11 protein-coding genes and 1 tRNA gene are annotated in these 19,875 nt (G+C 62.0%); 7 read left to right on the forward strand and 5 right to left on the reverse strand.

Annotation, left to right across the window (positions count from 1 at the left end; all coding sequences use genetic code 11):
* The first annotated feature begins 21 nt into the window (after window positions 1–21).
* On the forward strand, window positions 22–2,085 hold the full coding sequence (locus LNV09_RS13640; protein ID WP_263557620.1) for a methyl-accepting chemotaxis protein: 2,064 nt from the start codon (window positions 22–24) through the stop codon (window positions 2,083–2,085).
* Window positions 2,086–2,157: 72 nt separating this feature from the next.
* Here LNV09_RS13640 and LNV09_RS13645 read toward each other — a convergent pair whose 3' ends face one another.
* Window positions 2,158–4,722 (reverse strand): ABC transporter permease, encoded by a 2,565-nt coding sequence (locus tag LNV09_RS13645; RefSeq protein WP_263557621.1) that lies wholly within the window; start codon window positions 4,720–4,722, stop codon window positions 2,158–2,160.
* A gap of 118 nt (window positions 4,723–4,840) precedes the next feature.
* On the opposite strand from LNV09_RS13645, the gene LNV09_RS13650 reads away from it, so the two are divergent.
* Both LNV09_RS13650 and LNV09_RS13655 read left to right on the forward strand, forming a co-directional pair.
* On the forward strand, window positions 4,841–5,686 hold the full coding sequence (locus tag LNV09_RS13650) for a dioxygenase family protein (RefSeq protein ID WP_263557622.1): 846 nt from the start codon (window positions 4,841–4,843) through the stop codon (window positions 5,684–5,686).
* A 34-nt stretch (window positions 5,687–5,720) separates the two neighbouring features.
* Window positions 5,721–5,794 (forward strand) — tRNA-Gly (locus LNV09_RS13655).
* A gap of 510 nt (window positions 5,795–6,304) precedes the next feature.
* On the opposite strand, the gene lpdA is transcribed toward LNV09_RS13655, so the two are convergent.
* The 3 genes from lpdA to aceE are packed head-to-tail and all read right to left on the reverse strand — an operon-like array spanning window position 6,305 to window position 12,544.
* Complete coding sequence (gene lpdA, locus LNV09_RS13660) at window positions 6,305–8,122, reverse strand: dihydrolipoyl dehydrogenase (protein WP_263557623.1); 1,818 nt, start codon at window positions 8,120–8,122, stop codon at window positions 6,305–6,307.
* Window positions 8,123–8,134: 12 nt separating this feature from the next.
* Window positions 8,135–9,817: a dihydrolipoyllysine-residue acetyltransferase gene (gene aceF / locus LNV09_RS13665; protein ID WP_263557624.1), complete on the reverse strand. Its 1,683-nt coding sequence runs from the start codon at window positions 9,815–9,817 to the stop codon at window positions 8,135–8,137.
* An 18-nt stretch (window positions 9,818–9,835) separates the two neighbouring features.
* Window positions 9,836–12,544 (reverse strand): pyruvate dehydrogenase (acetyl-transferring), homodimeric type, encoded by a 2,709-nt coding sequence (gene aceE / locus LNV09_RS13670; RefSeq protein ID WP_263557625.1) that lies wholly within the window; start codon window positions 12,542–12,544, stop codon window positions 9,836–9,838.
* A 242-nt stretch (window positions 12,545–12,786) separates the two neighbouring features.
* Between aceE and LNV09_RS13675 the strand changes: the two genes are divergently transcribed.
* The 4 genes from LNV09_RS13675 to LNV09_RS13690 all read left to right on the forward strand — a co-directional run bounded on the left by LNV09_RS13675 (window position 12,787) and on the right by LNV09_RS13690 (window position 19,057).
* The gene (locus LNV09_RS13675) at window positions 12,787–15,378 is read left to right on the forward strand and encodes a PAS domain-containing sensor histidine kinase (protein ID WP_263557626.1); all 2,592 of its coding nucleotides are present in this window, start codon (window positions 12,787–12,789) and stop codon (window positions 15,376–15,378) included.
* Window positions 15,375–15,998, forward strand: coding sequence for a response regulator transcription factor (locus LNV09_RS13680; RefSeq protein ID WP_263557627.1), 624 nt, complete (start codon window positions 15,375–15,377; stop codon window positions 15,996–15,998). The genes LNV09_RS13675 and LNV09_RS13680 overlap by 4 nt, the downstream gene beginning before the upstream one ends.
* Window positions 15,999–16,178: 180 nt before the next feature.
* Window positions 16,179–17,039, forward strand: coding sequence for a bifunctional methylenetetrahydrofolate dehydrogenase/methenyltetrahydrofolate cyclohydrolase FolD (gene folD / locus LNV09_RS13685; protein ID WP_263557628.1), 861 nt, complete (start codon window positions 16,179–16,181; stop codon window positions 17,037–17,039).
* Entirely contained in the window at window positions 17,036–19,057 is a 2,022-nt protein-coding gene (locus tag LNV09_RS13690) for a M3 family metallopeptidase (protein ID WP_263557629.1), read from the forward strand. Before folD ends, LNV09_RS13690 begins: the two co-directional genes overlap by 4 nt.
* 99 nt (window positions 19,058–19,156) lie before the next feature.
* Here the strand turns inward: LNV09_RS13690 and LNV09_RS13695 are convergent, their stop codons facing one another.
* Entirely contained in the window at window positions 19,157–19,870 is a 714-nt protein-coding gene (locus LNV09_RS13695) for a substrate-binding periplasmic protein (protein WP_263557630.1), read from the reverse strand.
* Window positions 19,871–19,875: the final 5 nt, after the last annotated feature.

The following is a 19,875-nucleotide window of genomic DNA, read 5'->3' on the forward strand; positions in this document are numbered from 1 at the left end:
GCCTGCGACTGGAGTGTGCCCATGTTTGATTCGATCAAGACCCGTCTTATAACGCTTTGCATCAGCGTGGTGGTGTTGGCAATGTTCATTTCGACGGCCGCCGACTACGTCATTGTGCGCAACCACACGCATAACCAAGTACTGGCGGATTTGGACGCTTTGTCGGCCGCAAGGGCTGCGGCCATCAATCAATGGATAGGCTCGCAGCGCGCCATCGTCGGCGCGCTGGCACCTGTGGCTGAACAAGCAGAACCCATTCCGTTCTTGGTGCAAGCCGCCAAATCGGGTGGCCTGGAGGCCGCCTATATTGCGCATGCCGACAAGCGCATCTTCTTCAATTCGCCGCAGAACCTCCCGCCCGGCTATGACCCGACGGGACGGCCCTGGTTTACCCAGGCTGCCGCCGCCAGCGGCACGATATTGACCGAACCCTATATGGACGCAGCGCGCAAGCTGCTGGTCGTCACTTTCGCACAAGCGGTCAAGGACGGCGGTCAAACCAAAGCCGTGGTGGCCACCGACGTGTTCTTGAACGAAGTGTCCAACACCGTCAAAGCCATCAAACCAACGCCGAATGGCTTCGCCTTTCTGGTCTCCACGAAAGGGGTCATCGTCGCTCACCCGGACACCAATCTTGCGCTCAAACCGCTATCCACCTTGTCTTCGCAACTCGATGACAAAGCGATGAAGCAGATCCGTGAAGCCGGCGCCGACTGGGTCGAAGCTCGCTTTGGCGAACAGGACTACCTGCTGCGCGGCGTCGCCATTCCCGATACCGATTGGATTCTGGTGGCTGCGGCCGACAAGAGCGAAGCATTCGCCTCCTTGAATGCCTTGCTGCGTGCTGCTGCCTTGGTCTTGTTGCTGGTGATCGCCGTGGCCGGCGCTTTGATGGCGACGATGATCAGCACCATGCTGCGCGGTCTCAGCCGTGTACAAGCGGCGCTGGACGAAATCAGCGCTGGAGGTGGTGACCTGACCCAACGCCTGCCCGAGAGCGGCAATGACGAGATTGCCCGCATTGCCGGCGCCTTCAACTTGTTCGCCAAGAAGATTCAAGACATTCTTCTGGACGTCAGGCAGGCCAGCAACTCGATCACCACAGCCTCCAGCGAGATCGCGCTGGGCGCCCAGGACTTGTCACAGCGCACTGAGCAGACTGCCGCCAACCTTGAAGAAGCCGCCTCCTCAATGGAAACCTTGACCAGCACCGTGCGCCAGACTGCCGACGCCGCGCAGACCGCCAATCAACTCGCCTCGTCAGCCTCTGCGGCGGCAGCCAAGGGTGGCACGGTGGTCAGCCAGGTGGTCACGACCATGGACGAGATCAACACCAGCTCCAAGAAAATCAGCGACATCATCGGCGTGATCGACGGCATCGCCTTCCAGACCAATATCCTGGCGCTGAACGCGGCCGTTGAAGCCGCCAGAGCCGGTGAGCAAGGGCGAGGCTTTGCCGTTGTCGCCAGCGAGGTGCGCTCATTGGCGCAGCGCAGCGCCGAAGCGGCCAAAGAAATCAAGGGCCTGATCGGGGCCAGCGTTGACCGGGTCGAGGTCGGCACCCGCTTGGTCGAAGAAGCTGGCAACTCGATGACCGACATTGTCTCAAGCGTGCAGCGCGTGACCGACATCATCGGCGAGATCACCGCCGCTTCGACCGAACAAAGTGACGGCATCGGTCAGGTCAACGGTGCAGTGGTTCAGCTCGACAAAATGACGCAGCAAAACGCGGCCTTGGTTGAGGAGTCGGCGGCCGCCGCCGAGAGCCTGAAAGATCAAGCTCAGCGCCTGACCGAGGTGGTGTCTGTCTTCAAGCTCAGCAGCAATGAAGGCCAGCGTGCGCATGGCTACACGCCTGCCGCAACGCCGAAAAACCAGCATAGCTCGGGTTCGACGAATGCAGCTTTCAAGTCCAGTATGAAGCCGATGGCTCAGAAGACGGCGCCAAAGCCCGCACCAAGCCGGGCCCCTGCGCCAACAACTGCAGCGCCGCCGAAACCAGCCGCCAAGGTAGCGTCGCCTAGAGCGGCCGCGCCAGCCCCAGCATCCAGCGGGGACGACAGTGACGACTGGCAGTCCTTCTGAAGCGCCCGGCAAACGCGACAGCCAGTAGCCAAGAAAAGAGCGGGCCTTTGAGGCCCGTTTTCTATGAGGCGCCTATTGCGAATCGGCTTCCCGCAGCGTTTGCGTGACGGGGCGCTGAAGCACGCCTCGCAGGCTCCACCAACCCGCCGTCAAGGCCAGCACGGCCCCGGCAGCCATGGTGATCAAGGGCACCCAGAAATTGATACTCCAGTTGAAGCCGAACACATAGTGCGCCAGCAGGCCACTCAAAGCCAAGGCGACCACGCCGGCCAGGAAGCCCGCCAAGGAACCCACACCGAGCAATTCTGCCCTTTGCACTTGACCCAAGAGGCGCGAACTGGCTCCCAGTGCGCGCATCAAGGCGAACTCCCGCGTGCGTGCATCACGTGTGCTGTTGACACTGGCCAATAGAACCACCAGGCCGGTCGCCAAAGAGAATGCAAACAAGTACTGCACCGCTTGAATCACCTGATTGAGCACCGCCTGCACCTGATTGAGCTGAGCCGACACATCGACCACGGTCAGATTTGGAAACTCTCGCGTCATGACTCGGTCCAAAGTGCCGCCAACTGGCGCTCGAAAAGCCGCCACAAAGGTACGCGGCAGCTCCGGCATCTCAGCGCGCGGAAACATCACGAAGAAGTTGACCCGCATCGAGGCCCAGTCAACCTTGCGCACGCTGCTGATGCGCCCCTCTACGGCCACCCCTGCTACTTCGAACTTCAACTGGTCACCGAGTTGCAAGCCCAGCGATTTGGCCAGCCCCTCCTCCACGCTGAGGCCCTTGGCATCATCATCCAACCAAGCGCCCCCAACCACCTGATTGCGTGCCGGCAGTTGCTTGGAATGACTCAGATTGAACTCCCGCTCGGCCAAGCGCTGAGCGCGTTCGTCAGTGAACTTTTGCGACTGCACCGGTTTGTCATTGATGCTCAGCAAACGGCCTCGGATCATCGGATAGAAGTCGTACTTCTGCACGCCCGCCGCCGCCAAGCTGGCCTGAAACGGCGCGGCTTGATCAGGCTGGATATTGATCACGAAACGGTCGGGGCCGTTCGCGGGCGTGGCTTGGCGCCAGCTGTCGATCAGATCTGTGCGCAACAGCACCAACAATGCCAGCGCCAACAAGCCGACCGCCAGCGACGACACTTGCACGACCGCAAAGCCCGGGCGCGCGGCCACTTGGCGGGTCGCCAAGAGCAGCCAGCGCGGCGCCTGCCTACCGTTAACGCTCAGCGGTACGAAGCGGCGTAACAGGACCACGGCCAACCAGGAAAGCAGGGCAAAAACGCCCACCGCCACAGCAAAACCGCCGGCCGCGATAGATCCCAAAACCAAATCCCGAGACAGCGCCATCAAGATCGCCGCAAATCCCAGCACACCCGCCACCAAGACCACCAGCGAGCCAGCGTTCAGGCTGCACAGATCACGCCGGATCACCCGCAATGCCGGCACCGCCGCCAACTGCAGTACCGGCGGCAGGCCAAAGCCCAACAACAAGCTCAGGCCCAAGCCAAACCCCAAGGCCACCGGCCACCAACTCGGATTCGGCAAATTCACCTCAAGCAGCCCGGCCAGCAAGCTGACAAAACCATGGTGCACAGCCCAACCCAGCAAGACACCCAAACTACTGCCGACCATGCCGGCGACGCCGAACTCGAGCCCATAGGTCCAGGCGATGCGACGCTGCGACTGCCCCAGCACGCGCAGCATCGCGCAGTCATCCATATGACGCGCGGCAAAGTCGCGCGCCGCCAACGCCACCGCCACCGCCGCCAATAGCGCCGCCAGCATCGCCACCAGACTCAGAAATTTGCTCGCCCTGTCAAGGGTTTGGCGCATTTCAGGCCGGCCACTTTCCAAGGAATCCAGCCGCACACCGCGCCAGCCCGAACGCTCAATCAAAGCGGTAGCACGCTTGACGAAACTGGCCACCGCCTTGGTATTGCCGTCGCTGGAAGCGACGGCCAGGCGGTATGTGACGCGACTGGCCGCCTGCACCAGGCCAGTCGCCGCCAAATCAGCCTCGGCCAGCATCACGCGCGGCGCAAAGTTGAGGAAACCCGCCCCTCGGTCGGGCTCGGTCGCGATGATGCCGGAGATGCGCAAACTCAACTCCCCCAGCAGCAAAGAGTCCCCCACATTGAGCGCCAAGGCCGTCAAAACAGGCTCGTCTACCCAGACCTCGCCGACCTTCGGCGCCTGCACCGAGCGGCCGTCCGTCAACACCAGGCGTCCGCGCAGTGGATAGGCATTGCCGACCGCCTTCACGGCCACCAAGCGGCTCGCACCACCTTGCGCCTCGCTGGACCGCGCCATGCTGGGGAAATTGACACTGAGCAGTTGCGCAAGCTTCAACTCACTGGCCAGCGCCAGCAGTGGCGCTGGCGTCGGCTGATCACTCAACAACACCGCATCTCCGCCCATCAGCTGAGCGGCGTCGCGACGCAGGCCCTGATCAAGTCGATCCGACAAAAAGCTCACCGCACACAAAGCGCCCACTGCCAGCGCAACAGCTAGCATCAGCAAACGCAGCTCGCCGGCACGCCAGTCGCGCCAGAGCTGGCGCCAAGCCATCTGCAGCACTGTCGGCGGAGTCAAGGTTTGAGCACGCGGTGCATGTAAAGTCGTAGTCATGGCTCGCACTGTAGCGACAGTCTCGGCGTTCATCCCGCCCAGCATGCAAAAGCCCTGAACGGCGGATTCAATCGGGCGCCACCCAGGCCATGCCCATCTCGGATTCAATCAAGGCATGATGAACACCAAACACTTCCCGCCCTTGTTCCTCTCCCATGGCTCGCCCATGACAGCTTTGGAGCCGCGCGAAGCGGGTGCCTTCATGCGCGAGCTGGGCCAAGTCTTGGACGCAAATTTCGATCGCCCGAGGGCGATCCTGATGATTTCGGCCCACACCAATGCAAGCCAGCCGGTGCTGCTGGCCGGCCCGCGCCATCAGGCCATTTATGACTTCGGCGGCTTTGACGACCGACTGCGCACGCTGCGTTATGACGCGCCCGGTGCTCCTGCTCTGGCCGAGGAAATCATTCAATTGGCCCAGCAAGCTGGTCAAGCGATGCAACTATCGCCGCAAGCGGGCCTGGACCACGGCGCTTGGACACCGCTGCGCTACCTCTATCCGAATGCCGATGTGCCGGTTTTGCCGCTCGCTTTTGTTGCCAGCGAAAGCCCGACTCAGCAATTCGCCCTCGGGGAAATACTGAAGCCCTTGGCGCATTCCGGCGTCCTGATCATTGGCAGCGGCAGCATCACGCACAATCTCGGCCTGGTGTTCGGGCGCGGCCATCCGCCGGCCGTAGACGCGCCCGAAATTGAAGCCTCGCGGACTTTTCGTAACTGGTGGCTTGAGCGCAGTGCGGCGCGCGACTGGCAAGCCCTGCTCGACTACCGTGCGAAGGCTCCATTCGGCGTTGCGATGCACCCAAGCGATGAGCACCTCTTACCCTGGTTCATCGCCGCCGGCGCCGGCGGGACTGAGGCCGCACCGCAGCGCCTGCACGCCAGCCTGACCTTTGGCTCCTTGGGGATGGATGCCTACGCTTTTGGCCCCGACGCGCACAGACTCTTCCAAGCCTTGGCATGAGCTCACGGCAAGCTGCCGGTATACTTCTCCCCATGCGGGTGTAGTTCAATGGTAGAACTCTTGCTTCCCAAGCAAATCACGTGGGTTCGATTCCCATCACCCGCTCCAATTCGGTGAATCACATGCGTTCACAAGCCATCAAGCCTCTAAGTAAATAAGCAACTTAGGGGCTTTTTCTTTGTCAGCATGTGCCACGTTGGGGCTGTTCAGAGCAAGCGAGCAGGGGGAACAGATTGCCATTGCCCCCGTCAACGGTCCAAACGTCTCCCCGGATTTGTTCCCTCCTGTCGACCGATCCAGCCCGCAAACAAGCCACATGCCCAAAAGATATAGCCCGGCGTGCAGCGGCGGGCCGTTTCACCAGGGCCGAGACTGCACCGAGCAGGCAGCGTTAGCAATGACCGACGAGGGACCAGACGCTGGCAAGCGTCTGGTCGTCTTCCTTGCGTTTCTTCCTGGACACCCAAGAAATTAGGTCGCCGGCCGGGGCGAATTCCCGGCACGGTGGCGGCCATGCAGAACTATCCAGCCCAGAACGTCCGACCTACAAGCAAGCAGAGAAACGAAAAGGCCCGGTTCGTTGCCGAAACGGGCCTTCGATGGGGCTGGACTAAGCGCCTACTTCCGCGTCGGCGGCAGATCCGTACAAGACCCGTGCGCCACTTCCGCCGCCATGCCGATCGACTCTCCCAGCGTCGGATGCGGGTGAATCGTCTTGCCGATGTCCACCGCGTTGGCCCCCATCTCGATCGCCAAAGCGATTTCGCCGATCATGTCGCCCGCATGCGTGCCAACGATGCCGCCGCCGAGGATCTTGCCGTGGCCGTGCGCTTCCGGCGAGTCGTCGAACAGCAGCTTGGTGAAGCCTTCATCGCGGCCATTGGCAATCGCGCGGCCCGAAGCCGTCCAGGGGAACAGGCCCTTCTTGACCTTGATGCCTTGCGCCTTGGCTTGGTCTTCGGTCAGGCCCACCCATGCCACTTCGGGGTCGGTGTAAGCGACGCTCGGGATCACGCGGGCATCGAACTGGCTCTTGGCCAAGTTGGCGTCCCCTAGCTGCACACCGGCGGCGACCTCGGCCGCGACATGGGCTTCGTGCACCGCCTTGTGCGCCAACATCGGCTGGCCGACCACATCGCCGATGGCGAAGATATGCGGCACATTGGTGCGCATCTGCACATCGACATTGATGAAACCGCGGTCGGTGACGGCGACGCCGGCCTTCTCGGCGGCCACCTTCTTGCCATTGGGCGTGCGGCCCACGGCTTGCAAGACCAGGTCGTACAGACCATCGCTTTTTGCCCCGTCCAGCGTCTCGAACTGCACCTTGATGCCCTCGGGCGTGGCCTCGGCACCAACCGTCTTGGTCTTCAACATGATGTTGTCGAAACGCTTGGCATTCAACTTCTGCCAGACCTTGACGAGGTCGCGGTCGGCGCCTTGCATCAGGGCGTCGAGCATCTCGACCACGTCCAGGCGAGCGCCCAGCGTCGAATAGACGGTGCCCATTTCCAGGCCGATGATGCCGCCGCCAATGATCAACATCTTCTTCGGCGTACCCTTCAATTCAAGCGCACCGGTCGAGTCGACAATGCGCTCGTCTTGCGGCAGGAAAGGCAGACGCACCGCTTGCGAGCCGGCCGCGATGATGGCCTGGCTGAAGTGGATGGTCTTCTTGGCGCCCGTCTTGGCTTGCGCCTCGCCGCTGGTCTCTTCGACCTCGACATGGTGGGCGTCGATGAAGGCGCCATAGCCACGCACGACCGTGACTTTGCGCATCTTGGCCATCGCAGCCAGGCCACCGGTCAGCTTGGCGATGACCTTTTCCTTGTGGCCGCGCAGCTTGTCGACATTGACGCTAGGCGCGCCGAAGTCAACGCCCAGATCGCCCAGGTGGGAGACCTCGTCCATCACCGCTGCCACATGCAGCAGCGCCTTGGACGGGATGCAACCGACATTCAGGCAGACGCCGCCGAGTTGGGCATAACGCTCAACCACAATGACCTTCAATCCCAGGTCAGCGGCGCGGAAAGCGGCCGAATAGCCGCCGGGCCCGGCGCCCAGCACCAGCAGATCGCAGCTGAGGTCAGCACTGCCGGCATAAGCAGCGGCGGCGGTCGGCGCTACGACTGGCGCTGCAGCGGGGGCAGGTGCTGCCGCTACAGCTGCCGGGGCGGCAGGAGACGCAGCCGCAGCATCGGCGCTTTCCAGCGTCAGCAACAGCGTGCCCTGGTTGATCTTGTCGCCCAAAGACACCTTGAGTTCTTTGACCACGCCGGCATGCGACGACGGGATCTCCATCGAAGCCTTGTCGCTCTCGACGGTGATCAGGCTCTGCTCCTTGGCCACCGTTTCGCCGGGTTTAACCAGCAACTCTATGATGGCCACGTCTTTGAAGTCACCGATGTCAGGGACCGTTACGTTGATGATTGCCATAGTCAACCCCGATCAGAGCACGATGCGGCGGAAGTCCGCCAGAAGAGATGCGAAATAGACATTGAAGCGAGCCGCAGCCGCGCCGTCAATGACGCGGTGATCCCAGCTCAGGCTCAGCGGCAACATCAAACGCGGCTGGAAGGCCTTACCGTCCCACTTCGGCTCGATCTGACTCTTGCACACGCCCATGATGGCCACTTCGGGCGCATTGATGATGGGGGTGAAGTAGCGTCCGCCGATGCCGCCCAAGGACGAGATCGTGAAGCAGCCGCCGCTCATCTCGGCCGGGCCCAATTTGCCGTCACGCGCCTTCTTGGCCAGCTCGCCCATCTCCTGGCTGATCTCGAAAATGCCCTTCTTGTCGGCATCCTTGATCACCGGCACGACCAGGCCATTCGGCGTATCGGCCGCGAAGCCGATGTGGAAGTACTTCTTGAGTACCAGCTTCTGTGCGTCGCCCTCGCCTTCGAGCGAGGCATTGAACTCGGGGAACTTCTTCAAGGCCGCCACCGCCGCCTTGATCATGAAGGCCAGCATCGTCACCTTGACGGCCGCCGGGTTCTTCTCGTTTTCCTTGTTGGTCTGCACGCGGAAGGCTTCGAGCTCGGTGATGTCGGCATCGTCATGGTTGGTGACATGCGGGATCACGACCCAGTTGCGATGCAGATTGGCGCCGCTGATCTTCTTGATCCGCGACATGTCCTTGCGCTCAATCGCGCCGAACTTCTCGAAGTCCACCTTGGGCCAGGCCAGCAGGCCGGGGAAGGCGCCGCCGCCACCCGATGAGGACGAAGCTGCAGGTGCCAAGGCCTTTTGCGCCAGCGTCTGCACGGCACCGGCCATCACCGACTTCACAAAGCCCTGCAAGTCGATTTCCTGGATACGGCCATGCGGGCCGCTGCCCTTGACCTCATCCAAGGGCACACCTAACTCGCGCGCTTGACGGCGAATGCTGGGGGATGCGTGCGGCAGCTTGGTGTTGATGACAGTCGGATCGTGGGCAGGTACGACTGCCGGTGCAGCCACCGCAACGGCGGCGGCAGGCGCGGCTGCGGCAACAGATGCAGCGGCGGTGGGAGCAGCAGCGACAGCCGGTGCTGCAACAGCACCCTTCACTTCCACGATGGCCAGCAGCGAGCCCTTGGCGACCTTGTCGCCGAGCTTGACCTTCAAGTCCTTGATCACGCCGGCATGCGAGGACGGAATCTCCATCGAGGCCTTGTCGCTCTCGACGGTGATCAGGCTTTGCTCGACCTTGATGGTGTCGCCGATCTTGACAAACACCTCGATCACCGCGACCGACTCGAAGTCGCCGATATCGGGCACAAAGACCTCGACCAGCGCGCTGGCTGCTGGGGCAGCAGCGGAAGCTACCGCAGCCACGGGCGCGGCGACCGGTGCAGCGGAAGCGGCAGCAACAGCCGGAGCCGGTGCTGGCGCGGCAACTGCAGCCTCGCCGGCAGTCTCCAGCAAAAGCACCAAGCTGCCTTCATTGACCTTGTCGCCGATCGCGATCTTGATTTCTTTGACGACGCCTGCCGCCGAGCTGGGGATCTCCATCGAGGCTTTATCGCTCTCGACGGTGATCAGGCTTTGCTCCAGCGCGACCGTGTCGCCCACCTTGACCATCAACTCAATGACGGCCACATCCTTGACGTCCCCAATATCGGGAACCTTGACTTCTACCAATGCCATGTCTTGTCTCCGCGGCGCTTATGCGTACAGGGGGTTGATCTTGTCAGCTTTGATGCCGTACTTGGCAATCGCTTCGGCCACCTTGGCCTTGGGCAACTTGCCTTCATCGGCCAAGGAGTTCAGCGCGGCGACGACGATGTAATGCCGGTTGATCTCGAAATGCTCACGCAGCTTGTTGCGGAAGTCCGAACGGCCGAAACCATCGGTACCCAGCACCTTGTAGGAGCGCCCCGCAGGCACAAAGGCACGGATCTGCTCGGCGTAGTTCTTCATATAGTCGGTCGAGGCGATCACCGGGCCGCTGGTCTGGCTCAGTTGCTGGCCCACAAAGCTGCCGCGCTGCGCTTCGGTCGGATGCAAGAGGTTCCAGCGCTCAACGTCCTGGCCTTCACGGGCCAGTTCGTTGAAGCTTGGGCAGCTCCAGACATGGGCGCCCACGCCCCAGTCGGCTTCCAGCAAGGCCTTGGCGGCCTGGCTTTCGCGCAGAATGGTGCCGGAGCCGAGCAGATTGACCGTCAGAGGCTTGTCGGCGGCTTCTTCCAGCAAATACATGCCCTTCAGGATCTGCTCCTCGGTACCGGCCTTCAGGCCCGGCATCGCGTAGTTCTCGTTCAGCAGCGTGATGTAGAAGTACACGTTCTCCTGCTGCTCGACCATGCGCTTCAAGCCGCTGTGCAGAATCACGCCGACCTCATGCGCGAAGCTCGGGTCGTAGCTGATGCAGTTCGGGATGGTGCTGGCCAGGATGTGGCTGTGGCCGTCTTCATGCTGCAGGCCTTCGCCGTTCAGCGTGGTGCGCCCGGAGGTGCCGCCCAGCAAGAAGCCGCGCGCTTGCATATCACCAGCCGCCCAGGCCAGATCGCCAATGCGCTGGAAGCCGAACATCGAGTAGTAGACGTAGAACGGGATCATCACCCGGTTATTGGTCGAGTAGCTGGTCGCCGCGGCGATCCAGCTGGCCATGCCGCCGGCTTCGTTGATGCCTTCTTGCAGAATCTGGCCATCCTTGGCCTCGCGGTAATACATCACCTGGTCCTTGTCGACCGGCGTGTAGTTCTGACCTGCGGGGTTGTAGATGCCGATCTGGCGGAACAGACCTTCCATACCGAAGGTACGCGCCTCGTCGACCAGAATCGGCACGACGCGCGGGCCCAGATCCTTGTCACGCAGCAACTGGGTCAGGAAGCGCACATAAGCTTGCGTCGTGGAGATCTCGCGACCTTCGGCGGTCGGCTCCAGCACGGCCTTGAAGGTCTCCAGCGAGGGCACGGTGAAGCTCTCTTCGGCCTTGACGCGGCGCTGCGGCAGGTAGCCGCCGAGGGCCTGGCGGCGCTCGTGCAGATAGCGCATCTCGGGCGTGTCTTCGGCCGGCTTGTAGTAAGGCAGCTTGGGCAGCTCGCTGTCGGGAATAGGGATGGCGAAGCGATCGCGGATGTACTTGATGTCTTCGTCGGTCAGCTTCTTGGTCTGGTGGACCGTGTTCTTGCCTTCGCCGGCCTTGCCCATGCCGTAGCCCTTGACGGTCTTGATCAGCAGCAGCGTCGGCTGGTTGGACGCATTGTTGTGAGCGGCGTGGAAGGCAGCAAACACCTTCTCGGGCTGGTGGCCACCGCGACGCAGATCGAAGATCTCCTCGTCGCTCATATGCTCGACCAGCTTGGCCGTCTCGGGGTACTTGCCGAAGAAGTTCTTGCGCACGAAGGCGCCGTCATTGGCCTTCATCGCCTGGTAGTCACCGTCGACGGTTTCCATCATCAGCTGCTTCAACTTGCCGCTCTTATCGCGCGCCAGCAGCTCGTCCCAGCCCTTGCCCCAGACCAGCTTGATCACGTTCCAACCGCTGCCACGGAACTCGCCTTCGAGTTCCTGAATGATCTTGCCATTGCCGCGCACCGGGCCGTCCAGGCGCTGCAGATTGCAGTTGATCACGAAGACCAGATTGTTCAGGCCTTCGCGAGCAGCCAGGCCGATGGCGCCCAGCGATTCCGGCTCGTCCATCTCGCCGTCGCCCATAAAGGCCCAGACCTTGCGGTTCTCGGTGTTGGCAATGCCGCGGGCATGCAGATACTTCAGGAAGCGCGCCTGGTAGATCGCCATCAAGGGGCCCAGGCCCATAGACACGGTCGGGAACTGCCAGAACGAAGGCATCAGCTTCGGATGCGGATAGCTGGACAAGCCCTTGCCGTCGACTTCCTGGCGGAAGCTATCCAGCTGTTCTTCGCTCAGGCGGCCTTCCAGGAAAGCGCGGGCGTAGATGCCAGGCGCGCTATGGCCCTGGATGTAGAGCAGGTCGCCGCCGTGGTTCTCACTCTCGGCATGCCAGAAATGATTGAAGCCGGCGCCGAGCATCGAGGCCAGCGAGGCGAAGGAGCCGATATGGCCGCCGAGGTCGCCGCCATCAGCTGGGTTCAGGCGGTTGGCCCGCACCACCATGGCCATGGCGTTCCAGCGCATATAGGCGCGCAGGCGCTTTTCGATCTCGATATTGCCGGGGCAACGCGCTTCCTGGTCGGCGGGGATGGTGTTCACATAAGGCGTGGTCGCCGAGAACGGCACATCGATGCCGGCTTGGCGGGCATGGTCGATGAGCTGATTCAACAGGAAGTGCGCGCGTTCGCCGCCTTCCTCACCGATCACGGCGGACAGCGCGTCCAGCCACTCTTTGGTCTCTATCGAATCGGTGTCGTTGGCGCTGGCGCCAAGAAAAGACAGGGGCTGTGCGGACATGGGCTGTTGTCTCCGTCAGAGTGTTGAGGGCCGGCTTCCTTCAGCGTAGGAATGCCTTTGCCCCAAAGTGATTTAGAGGTTTACGTCGAATACATCGCAGCGGAGTGTCGCACAAGTTTGGGTCACTCTCAAATTGTGCGAGAGTGTTTTATATTATGAAATTTACTAAGAAATTAGGCCATAACGAACCCAACAACATCACTTCGCAGAGCGGCATCGCTGATGCCCGGATAATTGCCAGCATGCCCAACGCATTCGACCTCAAAAGCACCAAGCGCAAACTGCTGCTTCCTCTGCAACGACTGGCCTCCGGCTGGTGGCGCCGCCAGTCCCCGGCCCGCCAAGACCGCTTTGCCACACTGGGCCCCTTGGTCTCGGTGCTCTTGTTCTTGACCGCCATCGTCTTGGCCTTCTGGTATTTGCGCAATGAAGAAATCGAGCGCGAGTCCGAGGCCGTCAAGCGTGATACCGAAATCGCCCAGCAGCAAATCCGCGTGCGCCTGATTGAAAACCAGGAACAGCTGATGCGCATTGCGCGCGAGATCGTCACGCGCGCGGTGGACACCCATGACTTCAGCGCCCAAGCCAAGGGCTTTGCGCGCGAACGCCCCGAAGTGACTCATGTGACCTGGATCAACGCCAGACGCGAAACGCGTGCCAGCGTCAGCGGCGCAGGCTTTCAAGACGACAGCCTGATGCGCTCGGATGGCAATGACCCGTCGATGCCAGTGGCCAATCAATCCAATCCACCCGAGTTGGCTTTTCAAAGCGCCAAAGAGCGACGCCAGCCGGTCTATTCGCAAGTCTTCAGCGACTACAACGGCACGGCAGTCTTCCAGGTACAAGTGCCCTTGATCGACCGCAGCGGCTTCTCCGGCGTCTTGATTGCCGAATATTCGGTCGAGGCCTTGCTGCGCTATTACGTACCGTCCGAGGTGGCGGCCCGGCACAGCATGGCGGTGTTTGACAGCAGCGATCAGTTGGTGGCGAGTTCCGTCACGCAAATGCCCGGCAAGCGCAATAAGCGCCCCTCCATCTTGCATGAAGCACCGCTGGCACCGGCCATGAACGGCCTGGTGCTGCGCGGCGAGGGCTACCGCACCTCGATCGGTTTGATCAGCAACACCTTGTTCTGGATGGTGGTTGCACTGTCGACGCTGACCGTCTGGATGCTGTTTGGCACCTGGCGCCATATGCGCCGCCGACTGCAGATCCAGACCGCGCTGACCTCGGAGACCAACTTCCGCCGCGCCATGGAAAACTCGATGTTGACCGGCATGCGCGCCCTCGATATGGAGTCGCGCATCTCCTACGTCAACCCGGCGTTTTGTGCCATGACCGGCTACTCCGAGGCCGAGCTGATCGGCCGCAAGCCACCCTTCCCTTTTTGGCCACCGGATCGCCTGGAAGAAAACGCCCGCCTGCTGCAGCAAGAAATTCACGGCCGCAGCCCGGCCGGCGGCGTTGAAGTGAAGATCATGCGCAAGGACGGCAGCACCTTTGATGGCCGCATGTATGTCTCACCCTTGGTTGACACCAAGGGCAAACAAACCGGCTGGATGACCTCGATGACCAATATCACCGAGGCCAAGCGCGTACGCGATCAGCTCTCGGCCTCGCATGAGCGTTTCACTACCGTGCTGGAGGGTCTGGACGCGGCGGTGTCGGTGCTGTCGGTGCAGCAGGGCGAGTTGCTGTTTGCGAACCGCAGCTACCGGCTCTGGTTTGGCGCCGACCCGGCCGGCCATGCGTTGCTGTCGGGCAGCCAACTCGGCCGCAGCAGCGGGCCCGATGTGGACGAAGAAGTCGACGACTACTCGGGTCTGCCGGCCCAACACCTCAGCGACGCCGGCACCGCGCCGCGCGAGGTCTTTGTCGAGTCACTGGAGATGTGGTTTGACGTGCGCACCCGCTATCTGCAGTGGACCGACGGGCGCCTGGCGCAGATGCTGATTGCCACCGACATCACCACTCGCCGCCGCGCCGAAGAGCAAGCCGCGCTGCAAGCCGAAAAAGCGCAGATGACCAGCCGCCTGATGACGATGGGCGAAATGGCCTCGAGCGTCGCGCATGAGCTGAATCAGCCCCTGACCGCGATCACGAATTACTGCAACGGCATGGTGTCGCGCGTGCGCAATGATGCGATTCAGAAAGACGATCTGCTGGCGGCGTTGGAGAAGACCGCCAAGCAGGCGCAGCGCGCCGGCCAGATCATTCACCGCATCCGCAACTTCGTGAAGCGCAGCGAGCCCAAGCGCGAAGCCGCGCAGGCGCATGACATCGTCGAGGACGCGGTCGAGTTGGCCGGCATCGAGCTGCGCCGGCGCAATGTGGCCATCCACACTTATGTCGCTCAGCGCCTGCCGCAGCTGATGGTGGACCCGATCCTGATCGAGCAGGTCTTGATGAATCTGCTCAAGAACGCGGCCGAGGCGATCGACAACGCCGGCCTGCCGGCCTCAAGGCGCCATATCGAGCTGCGTGTGATCCCCAAACACACGCCCGAGTTGGGCGGCCATATCGACTTCAGCGTGACGGACATGGGGCCCGGCATGCCGGAGGAAGTGATCTCGCGCATGTACGAAGCCTTCTTCTCCACCAAGTCGGATGGACTGGGCATTGGCCTAGGGTTATGCCGGTCTATTGTGGAGTCTCACAAGGGCCGGATCAGGGCCGAGAACTTATACAATGGCGCAGCTATTGTGGGCTGCAGGTTCGCCTTCAGCATCCCGGTAGACATCTCCCGCCTTGATCCGACCACGCCGACCCCAGTGGCCGGACCGGGCGGGCCAACAGCAGCATCAGTAGTAACAAACCAAATTTCGACACCATGAGTCTGATTCCGAAGAAGGGCAATGTCTACGTCGTCGATGATGACGAGGCCGTACGTGACTCGCTGCAATGGCTGCTTGAGGGCAAGGACTACCGGGTCAAGTGTTTTGACTCGGCCGAATCATTCCTGAGCCGTTATGACCCGCGCGAAGTCGCCTGCTTGATCGCCGACATTCGCATGGAAGGCATGAGCGGCCTGGAGTTGCAAGACCGCTTGCTGGAGCGCAAGAGCCCGCTGCCGGTGGTCTTCATCACCGGCCACGGTGATGTGCCGATGGCCGTGCAAACGATGAAAAAAGGCGCGCTGGACTTCATCGAAAAGCCCTTCAAGGAAGACGAGTTGGCGGCCATCGTCGAGCGCATGCTCGAGCAGGCCCGCGCTGCTTTCTCCACCCACCAAGAAGCGGCCAGCCGTGACGCCCTGCTGCAGCGTCTGACGACGCGTGAGGCGCAAGTGCTGGAGCGCATCGTCGCCGGCCGCCTCAACAAGCAGATCGCTGATGACTTAGGGATCAGCATCAAGACGGTGGAAGCGCACCGCGCCAACATCATGGAAAAGCTCAATGCCAACACGGTCGCCGATCTGCTGAAGATCGCACTCGGCGCAGCCGCAAAGGCTTGATCGAGCACTGTGTAGAACTGCCTCAAGAAGCGCGCCGAGAGCGCGCTTTTCGTTTTTCTCGGAGATGGATATGACCGCACAATTGATCGACGGCGTCGCCCTGTGGCTCCGGCATCACATCGCTGCGCGATTGAGAGCCTTCGCCGCAACGCCAGAACCTGCCCTTTGGAGAGCACTGACATGACAGCAAAACTAATCGATGGCGTGGCCTTGTCCAAGCAAATTCGCGCCGATGTGGCGCTACGCGCAGCGGCCTTGACAGCCAAGGGTGTGAGGCCGGGGCTGGCCGTCATCCTGGTTGGCGAAGATCCGGCCAGCCATGTGTATGTGCGCAACAAGGTCAAGGCCTGCGGCGATGCCGGCCTGCACTCGGTGCTGGAGAAGTACGAAGCCTCGATGAGTGAGGCCGACTTGCTGGCCCGCATCGACGCGCTGAACAATGACCCGAGCATCCACGGCATCTTGGTGCAGATGCCGCTGCCCAAGCACATCGATCCGCACAAGGTCATTGAGTCCATCGCCACCGCCAAGGATGTGGATGGCTATTCCACCCTCAGCGCGGGCGAGTTGATGACCCAATTGCCCGGCTTTCGTCCCTGCACGCCTTATGGCTGCATGAAGCTGATCGAAAGCACCGGCTACGATTTGCGCGGCAAGCACGCGGTGGTGATCGGCCGCAGCAACACCGTCGGCAAGCCTATGGCCCTGCTGCTGCTGCAGGCCAACGCGACCGTCACGGTCTGCCATAGCGGCACGCCGGACATTGGTTTTCACACCCGCCAAGCCGATGTGGTGGTCGCCGCTGTCGGCCGGCGCAATGTGTTGAACGCCGATATGGTCAAGCCAGGCGCCATCGTCATCGACGTGGGCATCAATCGCAATGAAGAAGGCAAACTCTGCGGCGACGTCGACTTTGACGCCGTCAAGGAAGTCGCCGGCTGGATCACGCCGGTGCCCGGCGGCGTTGGGCCCATGACCATCACCATGCTGCTGGTCAACACGATGGAATCGGCTGAAAAATTCGCAGCGGAGGCCGCATGAATAACCCCTTACTTTCCACCGCCGCCCTGCCCGCTTTCGCCAGCATCAAGCCCGAGCATATTGCGCCTGCGATCACACAGCTCTTGTGCGAGACCCGTGCGGCACTGGCCACAGCCACTTCGGACGCGACCCCGGCCGACTACGACGCGCTGTCGGCCACCTTGGGCGTGGCGACCGAACGCATCGGCGCATCCTGGGGTGCGGTGGGCCACCTGAATGCGGTCGCCAACACGCCTGAGCTGCGCGAGGCCTATAACGCCATGCTGCCGGCCGTGACCGAGTTCTTCACCGAGCTCGGCGCGGACGAGAAGCTCTATGCCAAGTACAAAGCGATCGCCGCAGCCCCGAACGCATCCAAGTTGAGCGCGCCGCGCCAGCAAGCACTGAAGCTGTGGTTGCGTGACTTCGTGCTGTCGGGCGCCGAATTGCAGGGTGAAGCCAAGGCCCGCTTCGCGGCGATCCAAGAGCGCAGCGCCGAACTCGGCCAGCAGTTCTCCGAACATGTCCTGGACGCGACCGATGGCTATGCCTATTACGCGACAGCCGAGGAGCTGCAAGGCGTGCCAGCAGACGCTGTCAGCGCGGCGCTCGAAGCGGCCAAGGCCGAAGGAAAAGAAGGCCACAAGCTCACCTTGCATTTCCCCTGCTACCTGCCGGTCATGCAATACGCCAGCAATCGCGAGTTGAGGGCACGGCTCTACCGCGCCTACGTGACGCGCGCCAGCGAGTTGGGCGACAAGCCGGAACTGGACAATTCCGCCATCATCGAAGAACTCCTGCGCCTGCGCCATGAAGAGGCGGCGCTGCTGGGTTTTGCCAACTTCGCCGAAGCCGCCATGGTCGCCAAGATGGCCGACTCGCCAACCCAGGTCTTGGACTTTTTGCGCGACCTTTCGCGCCGCGCCCGCCCGTTTGCCGAGAAGGACCTGGCCGAGCTGCGCGAGTTTGCCGCCAAGGAACTGGGCCTATCCGACCTGCAGCCCTGGGACAGCGCCTATGCGTCCGAGAAGCTCAAGGAAGCTCGCTATGCCTTCAGTGATCAAGAAGTCAGGCAGTACTTCACCGTGCCGCGCGTGCTGGCCGGCTTGTTCGACATCATCGAACGCCTCTTCAACGTCAAGATCAGCGAGCAGCAGGCCGAGGTTTGGCACGAGTCCGTCAAGTTCTACCAACTCGTCAGAAATGGCGTCTTGGTCGGACAGTTCTACCTCGACCTCTACGCTCGCCCCGGCAAGCGCCCCGGCGCCTGGATGGACGAGGTACGCAGCCGCTGGGCGCGGCCGGACGGTGCGCAGCAAACGCCCGTGGCGCAGCTGGTCTGCAATTTCTCCTCCCCAGTCGGCGACAAACCGGCGCTGCTGAGCCATGACGACGTCACGACCCTGTTCCACGAATTCGGCCACGGCCTGCACCATCTGCTGACGCAAGTGGATGAACTCGGCGTGTCCGGCATCTCCGGCGTCGAATGGGATGCCGTCGAACTGCCGAGTCAGTTCATGGAGAACTTCTGCTGGGAATGGGAAGTGATTCAGCAGCTGACCAGCCATGTGGACAGCGGCGCAGCGCTGCCACGCGAACTGTTCGACAAGATGACCGCGGCCAAGAACTTCCAGAGCGGCCTGCAGACGCTGCGCCAGATCGAGTTCTCGGTCTTCGACATGCGCCTGCACGCAGAGGTCGGCAGCGAGGCGGCCGTGCAGGCGCTGCTCGACGAAGTGCGTGCCGAGGTTGCCGTGATGGCTGCGCCGGCCTTCAACCGCAGCCAGCACAGCTTCTCCCACATCTTCGCGGGCGGCTATTCGGCCGGCTACTACAGCTATAAATGGGCCGAGTTGCTCAGCGCCGATGCCTGGAGCGCTTTCGAGGTCGAGGGCGTCTTCAATGCCGCTTGCGGACAGCGTTATTTGCAGAACGTGTTGGAAGTGGGCGGCTCTCGGCCAGCGATGGAGAGCTTCAAGGCCTTCAGAGGCCGAGAGCCGAATATCGATGCTTTGCTACGCCATCAGGGTATGAGCTGAAAAGCACGGCAGCCCCTGTGCGAACCGGGCGGGGGCTGCTGTTGGTGTGGCTTGGAAGGGTAAAGCGAAGCAGGCGACGTTCAGCTCCGCTGAGCGCCATCAACGGCAGTAGGGCAAATGCGTGTTGAAGCGCACAACAAAATCGGGCTCGCCAGCCAGGAATTTACGCCCGAAATACGCATGCAACGGGCTGTCCTGGGCCAGTACGGTGCGAAAGTTCTTGGGATCAACGCCCTGCTCTTTCATGGCAATCGCGATGGCCAAATCGCCACCCAAAATTGCGTCGGCGCGGCCCCCGCGCGCAAAAGCACGCAGCAGCATTTCGTCGCTGGCGGGGCGCAGCACCACTTGATATTTCTGTTCCTCCAGCATCTTCAGCCGATTGGAGCCTAGGTGGGCGCCGACTTTGGCAGTTGCCTTGAATTCGGCCGATAGCGGATCAAGCTTGCTGGCGGCGGGCAGGTACCACACCCATTTTTGATCGGCGATCACCTCCGTCGCCTGCGCCCACAGCAAGCGCTCAGGCCGCAGGGTCGCGGGGAAAAAGCCGTCCACCTCGCCGCGTTCGGCCATCAACTGGACACGTGTCCAGGGATAGACCTCCACCACAAAATTGCGGTCCATGCGCTTGAGCACGCAGCCCATCACTCGCACGGCAACGCCGTCAAATGTCTTGTCGGCCTGGTAACTGCCGTAAGGCGCCTGGTCGTGCGTGCCCAGGTGTATCAGCATTTGCCCGGCCGCCTCGACTTCGCCGCAAAGGCCGCTGATCAACAGGACGCTGAAAGTAGCCAAGTCTCGATACTGGTGCATGCCCT

The sequence above is a fragment of the Paucibacter sp. B2R-40 genome, from assembly GCF_025717555.1.
Taxonomy (GTDB): Bacteria; Pseudomonadota; Gammaproteobacteria; order Burkholderiales; family Burkholderiaceae_C; genus Paucibacter_A.

What these genes read in the sequence shown, in the direction of transcription:
- LNV09_RS13695 (WP_263557630.1), bottom strand. Translation starts at nt 19,870, where the DNA reads ATGCACCAGTATCGAGACTTGGCTACTTTCAGCGTCCTGTTGATCAGC.
- LNV09_RS13650 (WP_263557622.1), top strand. Translation starts at nt 4,841, where the DNA reads ATGAACACCAAACACTTCCCGCCCTTGTTCCTCTCCCATGGCTCGCCC.
- LNV09_RS13690 (WP_263557629.1), top strand. Translation starts at nt 17,036, where the DNA reads ATGAATAACCCCTTACTTTCCACCGCCGCCCTGCCCGCTTTCGCCAGC.
- LNV09_RS13680 (WP_263557627.1), top strand. Translation starts at nt 15,375, where the DNA reads ATGAGTCTGATTCCGAAGAAGGGCAATGTCTACGTCGTCGATGATGAC.
- LNV09_RS13675 (WP_263557626.1), top strand. Translation starts at nt 12,787, where the DNA reads ATGCCCAACGCATTCGACCTCAAAAGCACCAAGCGCAAACTGCTGCTT.
- folD (WP_263557628.1), top strand. Translation starts at nt 16,179, where the DNA reads ATGACAGCAAAACTAATCGATGGCGTGGCCTTGTCCAAGCAAATTCGC.
- aceF (WP_263557624.1), bottom strand. Translation starts at nt 9,817, where the DNA reads ATGGCATTGGTAGAAGTCAAGGTTCCCGATATTGGGGACGTCAAGGAT.
- LNV09_RS13645 (WP_263557621.1), bottom strand. Translation starts at nt 4,722, where the DNA reads ATGACTACGACTTTACATGCACCGCGTGCTCAAACCTTGACTCCGCCG.
- LNV09_RS13640 (WP_263557620.1), top strand. Translation starts at nt 22, where the DNA reads ATGTTTGATTCGATCAAGACCCGTCTTATAACGCTTTGCATCAGCGTG.
- aceE (WP_263557625.1), bottom strand. Translation starts at nt 12,544, where the DNA reads ATGTCCGCACAGCCCCTGTCTTTTCTTGGCGCCAGCGCCAACGACACC.
- lpdA (WP_263557623.1), bottom strand. Translation starts at nt 8,122, where the DNA reads ATGGCAATCATCAACGTAACGGTCCCTGACATCGGTGACTTCAAAGAC.